The sequence below is a fragment of the Periweissella cryptocerci genome, from assembly GCF_004358325.1.
Taxonomy (GTDB): domain Bacteria; phylum Bacillota; class Bacilli; order Lactobacillales; family Lactobacillaceae; genus Periweissella; species Periweissella cryptocerci.
The window spans coordinates 838,408-856,210 of sequence record NZ_CP037940.1; the positions used below are offsets into that span (position 1 = coordinate 838,408).

At 42.3% G+C, this 17,803-nt stretch carries 16 protein-coding genes; 3 read left to right on the top strand and 13 right to left on the bottom strand.

What is annotated here, in order from left to right; genetic code table 11:
- Positions 1–15: 15 nt before the first annotated feature.
- On the bottom strand, positions 16–993 hold the full coding sequence (locus EQG49_RS03880) for a gluconeogenesis factor YvcK family protein (RefSeq protein ID WP_133362736.1): 978 nt from the start codon (positions 991–993) through the stop codon (positions 16–18).
- Positions 990–1,865, bottom strand: a complete 876-nt coding sequence (rapZ, locus tag EQG49_RS03885) for an RNase adapter RapZ (protein ID WP_133362737.1) — start codon at positions 1,863–1,865, stop codon at positions 990–992. Before rapZ ends, EQG49_RS03880 begins: the two co-directional genes overlap by 4 nt.
- Before the next feature lie 242 nt (positions 1,866–2,107).
- Here rapZ and EQG49_RS13640 point away from each other — a divergent pair, with 242 nt between their 5' ends.
- Complete coding sequence (locus EQG49_RS13640; protein WP_165964762.1) at positions 2,108–2,230, top strand: putative metal homeostasis protein; 123 nt, start codon at positions 2,108–2,110, stop codon at positions 2,228–2,230.
- Between the two features lie 102 nt (positions 2,231–2,332).
- Here EQG49_RS13640 and EQG49_RS03890 read toward each other — a convergent pair whose 3' ends face one another.
- Together EQG49_RS03890 and EQG49_RS03895 are read right to left on the bottom strand one after the other, a co-directional pair.
- Positions 2,333–2,686, bottom strand: coding sequence for a hypothetical protein (locus tag EQG49_RS03890; protein WP_133362738.1), 354 nt, complete (start codon positions 2,684–2,686; stop codon positions 2,333–2,335).
- 93 nt (positions 2,687–2,779) lie between these two features.
- Positions 2,780–3,586 carry a DUF975 family protein gene (locus EQG49_RS03895; protein ID WP_165964763.1) on the bottom strand — a complete coding sequence of 269 codons (807 nt, stop codon included), beginning with the start codon at positions 3,584–3,586 and terminating at the stop codon, positions 2,780–2,782.
- A 415-nt stretch (positions 3,587–4,001) separates the two neighbouring features.
- Between EQG49_RS03895 and EQG49_RS03900 the strand changes: the two genes are divergently transcribed.
- The gene (locus tag EQG49_RS03900) at positions 4,002–4,262 is read left to right on the top strand and encodes a hypothetical protein (protein WP_133362740.1); all 261 of its coding nucleotides are present in this window, start codon (positions 4,002–4,004) and stop codon (positions 4,260–4,262) included.
- Positions 4,263–4,435: 173 nt separating this feature from the next.
- Here EQG49_RS03900 and EQG49_RS03905 read toward each other — a convergent pair whose 3' ends face one another.
- The 6 genes from EQG49_RS03905 to EQG49_RS03925 form a co-directional block, all read right to left on the bottom strand.
- Positions 4,436–5,452 (bottom strand): hypothetical protein, encoded by a 1,017-nt coding sequence (locus tag EQG49_RS03905; protein ID WP_133362741.1) that lies wholly within the window; start codon positions 5,450–5,452, stop codon positions 4,436–4,438.
- Between the two features lie 115 nt (positions 5,453–5,567).
- On the bottom strand, positions 5,568–6,023 hold the full coding sequence (locus tag EQG49_RS03910) for a helix-turn-helix domain-containing protein (RefSeq protein WP_133362742.1): 456 nt from the start codon (positions 6,021–6,023) through the stop codon (positions 5,568–5,570).
- Complete coding sequence (locus EQG49_RS03915) at positions 6,008–6,274, bottom strand: hypothetical protein (RefSeq protein WP_165964764.1); 267 nt, start codon at positions 6,272–6,274, stop codon at positions 6,008–6,010. The genes EQG49_RS03910 and EQG49_RS03915 overlap by 16 nt, the downstream gene beginning before the upstream one ends.
- 42 nt (positions 6,275–6,316) lie before the next feature.
- Complete coding sequence (locus EQG49_RS13645; RefSeq protein ID WP_165964765.1) at positions 6,317–6,454, bottom strand: hypothetical protein; 138 nt, start codon at positions 6,452–6,454, stop codon at positions 6,317–6,319.
- Between the two features lie 634 nt (positions 6,455–7,088).
- Entirely contained in the window at positions 7,089–8,951 is a 1,863-nt protein-coding gene (locus tag EQG49_RS03920) for an ABC transporter ATP-binding protein (RefSeq protein WP_133362744.1), read from the bottom strand.
- Positions 8,944–10,683 carry an ABC transporter ATP-binding protein gene (locus EQG49_RS03925; protein WP_133364523.1) on the bottom strand — a complete coding sequence of 580 codons (1,740 nt, stop codon included), beginning with the start codon at positions 10,681–10,683 and terminating at the stop codon, positions 8,944–8,946. The genes EQG49_RS03920 and EQG49_RS03925 overlap by 8 nt, the downstream gene beginning before the upstream one ends.
- A gap of 549 nt (positions 10,684–11,232) precedes the next feature.
- On the opposite strand from EQG49_RS03925, the gene EQG49_RS03930 reads away from it, so the two are divergent.
- Entirely contained in the window at positions 11,233–11,478 is a 246-nt protein-coding gene (locus EQG49_RS03930; protein WP_133362745.1) for a hypothetical protein, read from the top strand.
- Positions 11,479–12,011: 533 nt separating this feature from the next.
- On the opposite strand, the gene arcD is transcribed toward EQG49_RS03930, so the two are convergent.
- The 3 genes from arcD to EQG49_RS03945 form a co-directional block, all read right to left on the bottom strand.
- Positions 12,012–13,430, bottom strand: coding sequence for an arginine-ornithine antiporter (gene arcD / locus EQG49_RS03935; protein WP_133362746.1), 1,419 nt, complete (start codon positions 13,428–13,430; stop codon positions 12,012–12,014).
- 296 nt (positions 13,431–13,726) lie between these two features.
- Positions 13,727–14,119: a transposase gene (locus EQG49_RS03940; RefSeq protein ID WP_133362747.1), complete on the bottom strand. Its 393-nt coding sequence runs from the start codon at positions 14,117–14,119 to the stop codon at positions 13,727–13,729.
- Between the two features lie 570 nt (positions 14,120–14,689).
- Complete coding sequence (locus tag EQG49_RS03945; protein ID WP_133362748.1) at positions 14,690–17,728, bottom strand: sulfatase-like hydrolase/transferase; 3,039 nt, start codon at positions 17,726–17,728, stop codon at positions 14,690–14,692.
- Positions 17,729–17,803 lie beyond the last annotated feature (75 nt).

Sequence of the window (17,803 nt, forward strand, 5' to 3'; positions counted from 1 at the left end):
GTTAATTTTCTTGCTTTAATTCTTGGCGTGTAGAATTTTCATTAATTCTTCTACGACTCGTTTGCCATCGTGGAAAGCACCATTATCACGAAGTTCTAAGAGATCAGCTTCCACTTCCGTGATATGCAGGTCATCGAATTCACTCGAATCATGCCGGACTTGCTTAGAAACTTCGCTCCACCGTTGCCAATCAATGTATTCTTCAGGAACTGCAGCGACGTTGACGATTGTGTGTGTAATCACATCGGCGCCAACGTGCTCATTAATCACGCGGGCGTGGTCGGCGTCAGAGAAATTATCAGTTTCCCCTTTTTGGGTCATGATGTTTGAGATATACACAACATCAGCCCGCGTCGTCCGTAACGCCAGCGCCACTTCTTGAATCGTCAAGTTCGGCAAGATACTGGTGTACAACGACCCCGGTCCTAAAATAACCTGATCGGCATTCGCAATCGCGGTCACGACTGACGGAACTGCTTTGGCAATTTTATTCTTAGAATCAGGTTGGGGCATCACCCACACTTTTTCGATGGTTTTATGGGCATGCGTGATTTCCGCTTCACCAATCATGGTCGTGCCATCAGTAAATCGAGCATGCAATTCCAACGGTTCATTAGCGACAGGATAAACATGGCCTTTAACCGCCATCATTTTACTGAGCTTTTGCACCGCCTCAAAAATGTTCAAATCCATTTCTTGCATGGCGGCAATAATTAAATTACCGATACTATGACCAGAAAAGAAATCATCATCCGACTTAAATCGATATTGGAAGACACGTAAAAAATCTTCATCTAATTCTGACATGACCGCCATCACGTTACGAATATCACCAGGTGGTACGACGTTAATATAATTTCGTAGTGCGCCGGATGAGCCTCCATCGTCGGCGACCGTCACAACAGCTGTGATATCGACATTTTCATGCCGCAACTCCCGCAAGATTACTGGTAGCCCGGAACCGCCACCGATAATTACGATTTTTTTCTTCATGAGCGAACACTCGATTCCTTACGCAATTCAATATCACGGTGGGTTACCCGGGTTTTGTATTGCCCTTCGAGGGCGCGCCCAATTCGTTCAGCAAAAGCCACTGACCGGTGTTGACCACCAGTACAGCCGACTGCAATTACTAACGAAGTTTTACCTTCCGTAATATAACGTGGAATTGTCAATTCCAAGAGCTTCAAATATTGGACAAAAAATTCTTCTGCCCCATCAGTTGCCATCACGTAATCATAAACCGCTTGATCGAGCCCTGTTAAATCACGGAGCTTTTGATCATAGAACGGATTCTTCAAGAAACGGACATCCCACACAATATCAGCGTCCAAAGGCAGGCCGTATTTGAAACCAAATGACATCACCTGCAAATTAAACGGTGCTTTGTGTTCACCATTACTGAATTTTTCAAATAACATCTTCCGCAATTGTCGTGATGACAAGTCCGTGGTATCAACCACCACTTTGGCGCGTTTTTTAATTGGTTGTAATATTTCGCGTTCTTTTGCTAAACCTTCAACCACCCGACCATCTTGCGCCAGTGGGTGTTGCCGCCGTGATTCTTTATAACGGGCGACGAGTTCTTGATCAGTCGCATCAAGGAAAAGCGTGTCGGCGTTCAATTGTTCACTTTTTAATAGATCGGCAATGTTGCCAATTAAACTAAGTGAGCGCACATCCACTACGAGCGCAACGTTTTGCACTGATTGACTGGTTTGCACCATTTCAAAAAATGGGCTTAATAATCCGGCTGGTAAGTTATCCGTTGTTAGAAACCCCATGTCTTCAAATGCTTGCATCGCAACCGTTTTTCCGGCACCACTCATCCCGGTCACAATCACAATTTGTCTTTTTTTATCCATGTTATTACCTCCAATTGATATACCAATATGTATCTCTTAATTATACTATATCTTCCGCGCTTTAGCGTTGCCCTAAGTGCAAACATTTTTGAAATAAAAATTGGCAGAATATCAAGCGTAGCACTTGCATCTCTTACAAAAAGTAAGTATACTTATTTTTTGTAAGTTTAACAAACAAATTCATGACAATCTTTGAAATTTGTTTAACAGACATAATAAACGAAAACAGAGGATACCAAACTATGGCAGAACGAATGGATGTTTCAAGTGCAAACCGCAAGCTTAAGAGCCCTAACATCAAGACTCGCAAGCGCGCGTTGAAGGCGTTACACGATGATCGCCGTGCAAAGTCTAACAAGAAGTAAGCACTATGCAAATCAGTGACTGTACGACCTATATTGCGTCAGACTAAAAAAACTTTTACCCAACCCAAGTGGTTAGCGTAAAAGTTTTTTTGTTTTTGTGTATTATTTTTCCCAATTGATGGGGTCATACGTCAACGTATACAAAGTTTGGTGGTGGAAATTAATCACCTGGCGCAAATCAAAACCAATTCGCTGATAGAATTTCGCTTGGGGACCAAATGATTCCACTACGTAATCGGTAAGTTCCAGATAGCGCATTACTGCTTTAAGTAGTTCGTGGCCTGCACGTTCATTTTCCATTGATAATGAAACGACTGTTGCTTCTAATGAATTGTGATCCATTTGGGCTAATTGTAACTGCGCCATTATCTGGCCGTCGTGTTGCCAAGCAAACTCGCTCACAACGTTCCCGACAGTGACAAATTTTGGTTCGGTAACCGCAACTAACATTGTCATCACTTCCCTTCCGTAGTAGTACTTTGAAGGTAATATACAATGGTAGAGAAATGATTGCAAGCAATGTAAACCCATACATTGAAATTTGTCAAATTAATCGTGAATGTCAGCGTTTACAGGGACTTGACGGTACTTATCACCGGCAATATCTTGATAGAAAGCCACCATCGTTGCATTCCGATATGGCAAAATCCACAACCAACCAATCCCAAAGGAAAGGGCGGCTAAAATGTACCAACCGACAAAGCTTAAATTCAACAAGAATAGGCGCCATTTGTGCCCATCCATCAATTTCCGACTTTCAGTAATGTACCACGTCCATTTTTCGGGTGCTGCATCAGCTGGACGGCCATCCGTGACATCCTTATAAATCAACAATGATTGCGCATATGAAAATGGTTTGATGAACAATGGAATAATCAACATTGCCCATAAAAGTTGGAATAACACTGAAATTAAGTTAATCATAAAGTTGGCTAAAATCCGGCCATTTTGGAAACCATCAAACGCATTCCCAAACCGCACTTGCTTGTCCGGGTTGCGGAACCAATCGAGGAACGTCCAAGAAATCCCCGTTGCAATCATCGCCATGACGATTTGCATTAGGTATGAAGAAACTTGATTGCCAAAATTCATACCAAATGTCCCTGGCACATTATCTGCACCATCGCCATCAAATAGACTTTTATTATCGCTAGCCCACTTCGTCACATCAGCTCCATGTTTTTGGAGTAAGTACGCCGTAAGTGCAACCGCCGCCACAATGATGAGCATCGTCAACAATGTTCCTAACAACGCCAAAATTGATGGAAATAAATTTAAACGCACGGCCTGACCCCAGCGCCCTTTCAACAGACGCCGCGCATCTTTTCGGTAACTACTAATTTTTGTTTGTTGCATTCTCTCTACTCCTTGTATTTCATCAACTTGGTTAGCCATAATTCTAGCTTATGTGGTTCTTAAGAAAAAATTAATTAATTGGTCACGCTCGTGAAACGTTGCGCCGGTAACCATACTAACAGACGTTTCATTTTGTAATATCAATTATTGCTGCCGTTATTATACCATACATGTAAATACGCCCAAAAATCATATGTTTCATTTGTCTTACTTTTGCAACACTGCAGTAATATGGATTTTCGCAATTTTTTCATCGAATTTTCTTCAAATTTCAGGTTTAGTATTGGCTCTATGATATTTAAGTCCAAGGCTTAACGCTACCATTTTAATAATGTTTTTGCTAAGCTGTTCTCATTAGTTTCTAACTTACAATTACTTAACTAGCTGTTTCACTTCAACGAAAGGAATAACTGCCATGAATCGAATCCATCAAGCCTTTATCTATTTACCATTACTTTGGTTAGCCATTTTGATTGCTAATGCCCTCTTAACGCACATTGACTACGCGGCCGCTTGCGCTGGAGTGATTACATTGGGCGTTATTCTCACAATTCTCTCTATCGTCAATCTCTGCCAATCTTCCGATGACGTCGGTGCACCACATGCCGGCCGCCACGTTATTGAGCCGAGAGAAAGTTTCTTTGAAGAATTCGATGCTGATACTAATAATCACTAATAATTTAAAAATGCTATCAGATAAACTTTGAGCGCAAAAAAATAGATCTGATTTCTACCTTCGGGTATGCAATCAGGTCTATTTTGTCTGCAGTGGAATTGAATAGACTTGGCGCACCACACTGGAAAAATATAGAACCTTTTTCCGCGTACACTTCATAACATCGTTTCTGCTTAGTTGTCCAGAATACTCGTAAATCGCTTCCAGATACGTACTTGCAAAAACTGTTGCGTGATTAAGTAAATTACCAAGAGCATAATACCGACGACACTCCAAGTTCCAAACATTTCCATGCGTTCCATTATTTCAGTTGGATTTAGTTTAAACAGTTGTTGCAAGAAATCAATTAGTTCTGGATGCCAATTGGCCGTGTCCAACAGAATACTGCCAAAGAACACTGCACTTAAAATTTGACTCCCGGTCGCTAGCAACATCAAGCCATTTGACCAATGACGCAATACTAGTGCGAGCGCATGCGCTATCACACTGAAACCGATCGCACCAATTAACAAACCGCGTAATGGTGCCACGTGTTCCCAACTAAAAATGTGGATACTTGTCCCGCCGTTGTTAAAATGCAAACTTTGAGCGATGATAAAAAATGTCACCAGCAAAGTACCATCAACCACTAAGCCAACGATACTGTGCCACTTCGGGATTCGTCCATCCCCCGGTAAATCAACAGTACGTAATTGCATCGCTGTCCACGGTTTATCCCGATGAACCACATCAGTTAGGCGCAGTCCTCGCCACTGAAAGATTATGCCCGCCACCGTCAAAATACTCGTCAGCACAGCCATCCACAGAAGTAAATTAGTCCCAAAATGTTGCAGAATATCGCCCGTCACCATTAAAAATGGTAAATTGTTGACCCGGTAAAATGCTTCGACCACGGCTAACCCCAAGCTAACGACTACCCCTAAAACCAGCAGCAAACGCAAGCAATACCAATAAATATTGTTTAAGCCTGATTTAGCCAAAAAGCCTGTTTCGTGCTCGTATGTCGTTTGCCACAAAATCGGACTCCCTAAATCATGTAAACGGGTCATTACTTTAGCTTTATCGTTGCTATCAGGCACACCACTTAAGATTTCGTTTCTTAGGGTTCTAATCGCTGCGACCTTGCGCCGACCCCAAAAGTAGCGCGTCGCCGCGTGTACATATCGTTCAATCATTTGTTGTGTATTCATGTGTTCACACCCGTTCATAATTTCTATATTCTGTGGCTGAACCACATCGTTACTTCTAGCGTACCAATAAATTCAGCCTAAATTATGAACTTCTAATGAAAAAACAAGCTTAGTATTACGCTATTTCAATAGGTTTAATGAGAAATGTATCACCTAAAACGCTCATGATTCGTTGCACCACATCTAAAGTTAAATTCATCTGCGCATTTTCAACCTTCGCAATTTGACTCTGGGTCATCCCCGCTTTTTGAGCCAACTCAACTTGCGAAATATTTTGCGCAATCCGAGCACGGCGGATTTTATAGGCGGCTTCATCATTAGCGGATAGCGGAACCACCGCGGTCAAGGGTTTCCCTTCCGCAGCGGCGACAATCATCTTAGCTTCCATTTCTAAAGTTATTTCACCATCAATGTGTTTGCCGATAAATGAAAATTCCCTGATATTGATGTTTTCAAAAAGTATCTCGTCCATTTTTTGCGATGCATCTTGAAACGCATCGGAATCAGGCTCGCTAATACTGATAATGTAATTTAACTCTGCTAACTTTTTTTCAACTAATTTATAATCCATTGAATTGTTCCTCCATCAGGTAAATATTTATTAATGATAGCTTTACTCACGTCGGTGTCAAAAATTACCCGCTGCCAGTTCCGCTCCCCGCCTAAATGATCATAAAATTTTTCAATACCATTTATTTTTGATTTCAGCTGCACATATCCCTCAAATCCTGGTTGCTCAAACGCGTCCATCGCGACAAGTGCAATTAATTTACCGCCGTATCCATAGCCTTGATTACATTCTGCCACTTCAACTAACGCCAAATAGTTGAAATAACTAGCTGACTGTCGTTTAAAAGAAACGAGTCATTTGAGCTTCCTCTCTTCATACAATCCGACAACCAACCTGTGATTTAATAATTCACCTTGCCAGTCAAATTTAAACCCTATTTTACTGACTTTTGACAACATATCTGCATCAATAATTTGTTTGTATTCTTCCATACATTATATCACATTATTCTAATTTAGAATAATTACGCCGAATTAGTCTGAAACCTATCCTTATCTCAGCGCACTCCTTTCATATAAAAAACTAGCAATGCCCTCTAGTTAATAAAATACGAAAAAAGTTACTGATAATTTTAATTTGGCGCCGCTATTATGTAAAAAACAAGCAGCGGCTCGGTTAGTTTTCAATGCACTTCGGCCTTCAACGCGTTTTTGCTAATTTGAACATTATCACTAACTAACGGAGTGCCGGCAAATTACTTGGCGGGCGCAGCCTTTACACCGCGACTGGGGGAATATGTGTGAAGCACATATTTCCGCTGAAGATAAGATGAGGAGTCTTGGGGATTTATCACCTAGAGTCCCAGCTTATCTGAACCGACCAAGACAGACATCCAGCCTGCAAGGCTAATCTAATCGCGTTAGGATTAGATTCAGTATTTTGTGAAACAAAATGCTGGGATGTTTTGCGTTGCCGGGTCACAGGCATAAGCACAAACCGGCTTGGGAGGCTGCTTCCAGCGTGGTGCGCCAAGTAATTTGCCGGCACGCAGTGGCCAAACTCATTCAATCCCACGAACAAAAAACAGCGCACCTCAATTACGAAGTCCGCTGCTTTTGGCACACATTATGCAGTTAAATTAGTACTAAATTGAGCATTATACAGGCCGGCGTAAACCGCGCCTTTTGCCATTAATTCATCATGATTCCCAGTTTCCACAATATCACCATGATCCATCACGACAATGTTATCGGCGTTACGGATTGTTGATAAACGGTGGGCAACCACAAAGCTAGTCCGCCCTGATAATAAGCTTTCCATCGCATGTTGAATCAAAGTTTCTGTCCGCGTATCAACTGATGACGTAGCTTCATCCAAGATTAATATTTCCGGATTTGCCAAGAAGGCCCGTGCAATCGTCAACAATTGCCGTTGTCCTTGCGAAATATTCGAGGCTGTTTCATTCAAAATGGTTTGGTAACCTTCTGGTAATTGGCGAATGAACGTATCAGCATGGGCTGCTTCAGCGGCGGCAAAAATTTCAGCGTCGGTCGCGTGTTCATTACCATACTTGATATTATCGTAAATGGTTCCCGTAAATAACCACGTATCTTGCAAGACCATCGCAAAATGACTACGCAAGTCTTCACGCGTCATGGCACGGGTATCTTGCCCATTAAGACGAATCACCCCGCCATTTAAATCGTAGAAACGTTCAAGCAAGTTGATAATCGTCGTTTTACCCGCACCTGTATGACCAACAATTGCGACCATTTGACCGGGCTTAACGGCTAATGAGTAATCTTCAATTAATGGTGCATCTGGTGTGTAACCGAATTTAACGTGTTCCAATTCAACTTTGTTATCGCTGTTCTTAGCTGGAACCGTGTCAAATTCAGTCCGCATTTCAGGTTCATCGAGGACTTCAAAAATCCGTTCAGCAGAAGCGACTGTGGCTTGAATCGTGTTCGTTAAGTTGGCCATTTGGGTAATTGGTTGAGAGAATTGGTTCGTGTATTGCAACATCGCTTGCACGTTCCCCAAACTAATATTACCCTTAGCAACCATAATTCCACCAATAACCGCCATTGCTAGGTAATCCAAATTATTCACAAAACGCATCATTGGATAAATCAACGTTGAGACAAATTGCGCCTTCCAGGCTGATTTGTAGTATTTTTCATTTTGTTCCTTGAACTGTTCAACCGCATCTTCTTCATGGTTGAAAGTCCGCACTACCGTGTGACCAGAATAAGTTTCTTCAATTTGATCGTTCAACAAACCAAGTGCGGCTTGTTGGCGCGAGAAGAACCGTTGTGAGCGGGGCGCAATAATTCGGACAATCGCTAAACTCAAGGGTACCGTGAGAATCGCAACCAGTGATAACTTCCAACTAATTGTGAGCATCAAGTACAAGACCCCCACGAAAGTCAGTGCCGACGTTACCAATTGGATTAATGATTGTTGCAAAGTTCCCGAGATGTTATCCATATCGTTAATGACCCGCGACATGATGTCCCCGTTGCTATGAGTATCATAATAACTAATTGGCATGCGCATCATCTTAGCTTTGAAATCTTTCCGCAATTGATACACCGTTTTTTGTGAAATTCGGGTCATCACGACTTGTTGAATCGAGCTAAACAATGCTGACAAGACATAGAAAATCGCCACAGTCACCAAAATTGTTTCGATTTTATTAAAGTTAATTGGCAAATCGTGAACCGGTGTGCCGGCTTTTTTCAAAGCAAGACCACGCATGATACCGGTGTATATTTCAGTAGTTGCTTTACCTAAAATTTTAGGCGCATTTACCGAAAGAATGACCGATGCAGCTGCCATAATCAAAGAAAATACCACCCCTGCAATATCAGTCCGCAAGTATTTAAATAACCGAATCACGGTTGGCCAAAAGTGTGTGGCTTTTTCGACGGGGCCGCCGATTTTATTACCGCCCTTACCTTGCATTCGTGCACCAGGATTACGCATCTAAATCACTTCCTTTCTTGATTTGGGTATCAATAATTTCTTGGTAGGTCGCATTATTTGCGGCCAATTCTTTGTGTGTGCCTTGACCAACTACTCGGCCTTCTTCAAGCACCATAATAATGTCAGCATCCGCAACCGTTGAAATCCGTTGCGCCACAAGTACTGTAATCGCTTGTTGCATGGCGGCATCTTGTTTCAAATTAGCCCGCAAATTGGCGTCAGTTTTGAAGTCTAAGGCAGAAAATGAATCATCGAAAATATACACTGGAGCTGGTTTAATCAACGTCCGGGCAATTGCTAACCGTTGACGTTGACCACCTGAGAAGTTATCCCCGTTTTGTTCTACTCGTAAATCCAAACCACCTTGTTCACGAATAAATTCACCTGCTTGCGCTAACTCTAAAGCGTGCCACATTTCATCATCAGTTGCGTCAGGCTTCCCATATTGTAAGTTTGAACGCACCGTCCCAGTAAAGAGGACGGCTTTCTGTTGCGTAATTGAAATATCGTTGTGCAAATCTTTTTGCGTTAATTCACGAATATCTTGCCCGTTCAGCTTAATTTCACCCTTTTCAATATCGTAAAGGCGGGGAATTAAGTTCACCAACGTTGATTTACCTGAACCTGTTCCACCAATGATGGCCACGGTTTGACCAGCAGTAGCGGTAAAGTTAATATCTTGCAACGCTAACTGTTCAGCGCCAGCATAGCGAAAATCAACATGATCAAATTGTAACTTCGTGGGTGCGTCGACAATTAATTTGTCCTTAGGTTCAGTCGGATCAACTACTGAATTTTCCAATGCTAACACTTCATTAATCCGCACGGCTGAAGCTTGCGCCCGGGGAATGAAGACAAACACCATTGAAAGTTGCATGAAACTCATCAGAATTTGAGTGGCATATGTCATAAACGCCACTAAGTTACCAACTTCCATTGATTGGGCGCCAATCAAGTGCGCACCATACCAGACAATCGCAATGTTCACCGCTGACAACACGAACGTCATAATTGGGAACATAAATGATGTAATAATGAAAACCCGGCGGGCAGTTTTCATCATATCAGCGTTCGCGCCATCAAACCGATTTTGTTCATACGCATCTTGATTGAAGGCCCGAATTACGCGCACCCCCGTCAAACCTTCTTGGAAGACCAAGTTAATGCGGTCGGTTTTCTTTTGCAAGCTCTTGAACAATGGAACGGCAAAATACATAATGCCAATCACCGCAATCGCCAAAATTGGGAGTGCCACGGCGAACACAATCGTTAAAGTGTGATCCTTCGTGTAGGCCATAATCCCAGCGCCGACTAACATAATTGGTGACATAATCATCATCCGCAACATCGTTTGCATGACATTTTGAATTTGGGTGACATCATTTGTCGTCCGGGTAATCATCGTGGCGTTCCCCATTGAATCAAACTCGCGGTTCGACAAATTCGTAATCTTGTCAAATAGTTGAAAACGTAATTTCTTCCCTAGTTTTTGGGATTGCGTAGAAGCAAAATACACATTCACCGCCGCCCCAGTCACCCCAATAAAGGCCACCAAAAGCATTTTTGCCCCCGTGTGCCAAATGTAGGGAATATCTTGTTGCGCGACACCTTTATTGATGATGTCACTGGTCACAGTTGGTAAGTATAAATCGGCCGACACTTGGACGATTAGGAAGGCCACCGCTAAGATGACCGCCCACCACTGCAAATTTTTCTTTGCTAGTTTAAACATATAATTCATATACCTTTCTTTTTTTGTTGGTATTGTTAGTCTGCAACAAGTTGTTTAGGCCAATACTATTCCGCTTGCGTATTGTTTGCCAATGCCACAGTATGTGCTCCGCCGAAAAACCGTTTCTTAAGTTTGAGCATTATTACTGACTAGCCAAGTGGAGTTTAACAATACGTAAGGCTAATAGCGTAATTTAGTACCTACCTAAAAGCTACTTTAACACACTAACAACACCTTAATTATTTTCGTAAAGCATTCACTTTTATGGAACACTATCAAAAAGTTACCGCATTCAATTGTACGCTTGTAAACTTGATTGACAAGGATTTAGGCTTGGAAGTAATGAAATTGCAATGTTCATACTAAAAAAGCGATCAAAACTTACGCTTCAATCGCTTCTTAAATTCACCTGTTTGAGATATTGTTCTCGAATTATATCTATTTATTTGGGAGTATTTGCACAAATTTGTTGCATTCATCTATTTTACAACATCCCTGTGCAAAAACATGATAAAATCCTAACTAATAAAACTTAGCGAGGTATTTCACATGTTAAAAAACAATTTATTATTGGGTGGTACTTTAATTTCATTTTTTATAATGTTGGTTGAAATTATGCTAGTTGCCTTGTTAAACATCCTTACTCCTCTCGTATTTGAAGTAAAAGTCATTGATACTGATCAAACTTTCCAATTTTGGGCGACTTCACTAGGTGGTGTCACTATTCTAACCATCGTTATTTTTGTTGCTTTCGTCGTCCTTGATATTTTAGCGATTAAATCCACACATAAATAAGGAGCGGTATTATGGGGGGCGCTTTTATTATGGACCTCGCAAAATCTCAGTTCATAGAAAAAACCGCCAAATTAATAGCGGTTGTAAGTTAGATATTGTTATTTTAAATTTCAAACGTGTTTAGTAGCAATTAACCATGTACCGCGCAGTTTCACGGCAATGCATTACTTATTAGACAGCAAGCGCCCAACCATCAAAATCAGTGTGACTAACATAACTAAAGAAACTAATACTAATATTTCAACGGTTAACATATATTCTACCTGTTACTTTCTTTCCAACTTTGAGAGCGCCCCGCATGTTTTGTATTGTCTACAACATTGTGACTCCTTCATGTGGATAACGCATAGCTGATAGAATTAACTAATCCCGTCTAGGCTCAGTGTAACAGCTTCTATCCTAATACGATACGCTTTGGGGCAGAAACATATCCATCTCGTGAAAAAAGACCCGGTTCTCTGATAGAATCGGGTCTTTTGGTGTAGGATAACGGCCGAAGCCTATTCTCCACGCTACTTATTTAAATAATAATGTTAAATCGAAATCTTTCCCATCACGACAAGGACAATTGCCAATATCGCGAGGAGTGTCACAATTACGGCGACAAGTTTTTCTTTGTTACTTAAGCCTGCAGCACCGGCATCACGACGGGCGCGGTAGTAGGCGTAGAAGCCTGGTACGTAAGCAATCATACATAAGATTAAGTAATGTAACCCTGACAGCGCCAACACAAATAGTTGGAATGCAAGGGCAATAATTCCAATGATTAATTGCCAGTAATTGCCTTTTTCATGACGGAGCTGCCATGCGACTTTGATTTGGCTCATGCCGACGAACACGTACGTAATAACAATCGCAACTGTCGCCATTGAAAATGCGAAGTTATAAGCTTGATTCGTGAATAGCAACGTTAATAGGAACAATTGCACCAATACTGCGGTTGCAATCAAGGCAAAACTTGGGGCGCCCTTTTTATTAGCTTTACCAAAGGCCTTTGGCAAAATTTGTTCGCGACTCATTAATTCAAGCGCTTCGGCTGGCAGCATCGTCCATGACAACCATGCCCCCAGAATTGAAATAATCAAGCCGAGGCTAATGAAGGCTCCGCCAAAGTCACCAAGCATTGCTTTAAAAATGTACATCATGCCCGGTTGTTTAATCGCTGCCAATTGCTGTTGATCAAAATAACCGAATGGCAACATTGAGGCCAAAACGTAGATGATTAGTAGGCAAAGCATCCCAATCACAGTCGCCCGACCAGCGTCACTTTTGCGTTTGGCCCGTGCGCCCATCATGACAGAACCTTCAATCCCTACGAAGACCCAGACCATAATCATCATACAACCCTTGAGCTGTTGCAGAATTGTTCCATGACCACTAGCGGTATTTGTAACCATGTTGTGCCAGAAATTCGCTGTGAAAACATCGGCCTTGAAAAATAGAATGCCGACCACGATAAATGTGAACAGTGGAATCAATTTGGCAATCGCCACCACGGTATTCAGCAGTGCGGCGCTTTCAACCCCGCGCATAACCAACCATGTTAAGCCCCATGAAATGATTGATGCACCAATAATTGACGGAATGTTTTGGCCATCGAACATGGGGATAAAATACCCGAGCGAACTCATCAAGACCGTTGCAAACGCCACATTACCTAACCACGCACACATCCAGTAGCCCCAACCACTAAAGAACCCGGCAAATGGACCAAAATCAGCTTGCGCATGTTGAAACAAGCCGGTTAAATGTGGCCGTTTTAAAGTTAAATTATTCATTGCCAGTGCTAATGCCAAAATTCCGACACCCACGATGCCCCATGCAATCAAGGCTTCACCTGGTGCGGCTGATTTGGCAATATCCGAGGGAATCGTAAAAATCCCCACCCCAATTGCTGAACTGACTGAAATCGCGATTAACGGCAATAAGCCGATTCCGTTTTTATTATCCATATTTTCATCCTTTTAATCGTTATGTATATTATTTATCCATACTCATTTATGCATTGCATACGCCAAAATCCGTAACCAAATAAGTATACCGTGCTTTTGCGTACAAAAAAAGTCATTGATATGAACTATCAATGACTTTTAAGCTATGTGCTACTTATTTTGTTCTGTATGGAATAGAAATGTCATCAGGGCAGAACACAAAATCGTGACTACTTGGAACATGTACCCACCGGCATCAATACTGTGGCTACTCATTAATTCCCAAATAAGTATGACAACTAATCCCAGAATACCGCCTATCCAGATTTTCGTGTGGCGAAGGTTAGGTCATTGTTCCAACACCAAATCCAAAGCAACTCGCGAATTAACATAATCATGGCTTCTGACAAGTCTGACACTCGGAAACGATTAATTGTGCGATATGATGGCTGTGCTTCTTGAGTCAGCCACATCGCAATAATGTTTTCTTGGGCGAACTCGGCAATCCGCCGACCGCTACGGGTATATGCGAATAAAACTAGTTTCATCATTAATCGTGGATCATACTCAAGTGGTCGACCAGTAGTATAGACGATGGTTACGTCCATGTCCTCAACTAGTTCGTTAATGTAGTGTGCTACATGAGTTTTATCAGGTTCATAAGCCGTTGGAATATCCAACATGATTTGGTTCATGTTATAATTTTTCATAGGGAATACCTCACTGTGAATAAGGGACGACCGACTTGATAACGTTGCTGTTACAGCGTTATCTTTACATATAATTATACTAAAAAGAGCTTAACCGCACGCTTTTCAGCACTTGGTTAAGCTCTTTTTGGGTCTGGAGTTATGTCCCAGCCCCTTTTTGGTAATCTATTAATTTGTATTTCCGCGAAGCATACTAGATTCTGTCTATTTGGCTCTATCTATTCCAGCATGGGATTCTCATTTCTGTACTTTTGTTAAGAATACTCACGTACCACGGAATATACCTTAGGCACTAGTCTGAGAATTACCACTAACTAACGGAGTGCCGGTAAATTGCTTGGCGGGCGCAGCCTTTACACCGCGACTGGGGGAATGTGTGTGAAACACATATTCCCGCTGAAGATAAGATGAGGACTCTTGGGGATTTATCCCTTAGAGTCCCAGCTTGTCCGAACCGACCAAGACCGTACTTTGGCTTGGGAGGCTGCTTCCAGTGTGGTGCGCCAAGTAATTTAGCGGCACGTAGTGGCCCATTTTTATTCAATCCCACGTCAGACAGAATATATCCGTCTATTTATCCGTTACCGGACGAATAAAACTTTTATCCTTCAAAATGTATTGCTTCCCAGTGGTCAAATCGTATTGAATCATGCGGTAATCAGCAAGGGTCTGCTTTTGAGTCGCAGTCAATTTGTTTTCGGGCACAATTTCACTGTTTTGGTTGAGGATTTCGCCGGCACCGTTATCGCTACTCTTGTTGGCGGCTTTCCCTGAATCAGTTGACATTGCTGGTAATTGTTCAGCGACATTCGTCATCAAGGCGTAGAATGGTGAAACCTTTTGATCCAGGTGCTTCATTAACAATGGTGAGAAGACGTTTGGACTAACGATTTTTGTGTTAGGTAACTTCGTATTCTTGACACCGTGTTCGCGGCTGTACTTGTTTGAATAGATAAACCAGTCTGTTTCGTGCAATTGAATCCCATACTTACTCATGGGAATTGAATTGTAGATACCAGGCAAGTGGTCACCATAGAAGACCACTGAAATTGGTTTTTGAATTGCATCAAGCTTAGCAATGAATGCTTTCAACGCTTGGTCGGTGTAGTGCAAGCCTTCCGTGTAATCTTCAATTTGTGATTTTTCGGATTCGGGCATGTTGTAGTTATTTGCCGTGACTTTGTAAGAGTCCGTTGCGTAATAAGGACCATATGGCCGGTGGTTTTGCATCGTTTCCAAACCAATCAATTGGCCGCCCTTGTGTTGGGCAATTCGTAATTCAACTTCTTTAAACGCTGATTCATCGGAAATGCGGGGATTACGCCCTACTTTGGCGGTGTAAGTCAGCTTGTTTTTACTATTAATGTGGTAGAACTTATTCACACCGTATGCCTTGTAGACATTTTGCCGGTTATACATTGACGCCACATATGGGTGGACGTTGACATTGTAATCAAATAAGTTTTGGAACGCTGGCACTTTTTTCATTTTAGGAATAACTTGCACATATGGCGTCGTCACAGTTGGTGAGAAGTTATTCATCGCCATACTGGTGTACGCTTGGTATTCCATGTTGGCCGTCCCACCACCGTATCCAGATGATAGCATCATGCCTGAAGTCGTTTCCGTCTTCAACTTTTGCAAGTAAGGCATGGCTTCGGCATTCAGCGTCACACCAGGTAAGTGGTCTGGATCTGACAACGTTTCTGACAGAATGTAAATGACCGTTTGCTTACTCATGTCAGATTGTGTCCGGGTTTTGTTGATGTTGTTAGCGACGTTCGTATACTTTTGGGCTAACTTGTTCATCGTTGCCGCGCTGTAGCCCTTTGGTTTCGCCATTATTTGCACGTCCAAATTATTGACAAAGGTAATCAATGGGCCGTTGGCTTTTGCTGCCACGGTTTGGTCAAAGTTCTTTGGATCATAGCCCGCAGCGACCAAGAACTTGTGCGATGGTGACATTTCGTGATTCGTATTGAATAATGAAAAGCCAAGCGCCAAGCTGATAATCAACAAGACTAAACGACCGCGCCAGTGGAAGAATTTAGTAATCCGTGAACGCCATTGGACGAGGACTGCTAAGGCGATTAAAACCGCAATCCCAATCCCAGCATAAACTAATAATTTAGCTGAGACCATCCCGGCAATTTCAGAGAAACTGCCAAGTTCAGCCAAATCGGCAGGTAAAACTGGTTCCTGCCGCATGATGAGCATTTCGTAGCTCCCAATCCCAAACGCTAACATGACTACCGTTAACGTCGTCAGGGCATACCAGAAACGGTTGAATACTGCGAGTAACAGTGCAAACATGATGCTCATAATCGTCATGTTAATCCAGTAGTTATGAGGGAACCGGAATGTAATTTTCAGGGCATATGGCAAATCGAGTTTCAACTGCGTGTAATCCAAGAAGATTACTAACACACTCATCACCGCAAATGCCAAACCGATTTGTTGGAGTTGCACCTTGTGGGCCACAATCCATGCAAAGAAACGTTTGACTGTTTGAGCAATTCGTTCCGCCGTAAATTTAGCGGTGAACGTTTGTAAACGCGTGAAGTGTGTGAGGCCAAAACGGACCAAACCGATGACCGCAAGCACCGCGACAATCGCCACAGCTGCCTTAGTGTAATGGAGAGTCCCTGTAATAGCACTACCAAACTTACCAACATTGGCACGGCGGATAATTTTGTCGACAAAGACATGTTGCATGAATGGTGTTTGAAATAAAACGTACATATCAAACGTGCTTAGCGCAATAATCGCGCCAAGGCGGTTAATTAATTGATTCTTCACACTCACCTTTGTAGCTAACAATACTAGTGCCATCGCACTCAACACAATTGGCAAACTCGTCAATGAGCTAAAACGCATCGCTGCTTCAATTGGGGTGTGTGGCATTTGTAATTGTGCAATTAGTAAGCCAAAGACACTCACTAAGCTCACAATAACCGTTGTGATTAACTGGATTGGCTTCATTTTAGTAGCCAATTGGCGATGCTTAAGGTACATCCCCAAGACAAACAACGTGCCAATCCAGAGGACATTTTGCCCATCACCAAGATTGAGAATGGGCGCCTTAAAGAACGTCGCTTCAAGCGTTGTGATACCAAACAAGCCTAACGCAAACGCATCTAAGCGCGCATTACTCATCTTGGCCATCGTTTGATCGACAAATGGTGCAACTGCAATTGCTAATACTAACCCACCGGCTAACCAGTAGGTGCCGTGCCCAATTGGCGCAACGGCACTTGCTAAATTAGCCAAATGCCTTGTTTCGTGGGGCGCAATCACTGCCATCGCGATGAACGACATCACGGCATAGAATAAAATAATTAGTGCTTGGCGAATTGCCACCGTCACTTTATTTTTAACGGCCACCATTTTATAACCAATCGCCAATGGAATCACGTTGACCATCACTAAACTAAGGTCAAATAAATTCCAACCAACGAAGAACCGTTTCGCGTAAACCGTTTGCTTGGCAAGTCGCTGGGTAAAAGTCGCAAAGCTAGGCTGTTCAATCATTAAAGTGTAAATAACGACGAACACCGCAGCAATGATAATCAGTAAATTTAATCCAAATGCTGATTTACGTTTTTGCATATTTTTAAAAATCCTCTCTCGATATATTCAATTGTCAAAATTACGCTGAAATCAGGCAAATGTAAAGGATATCTA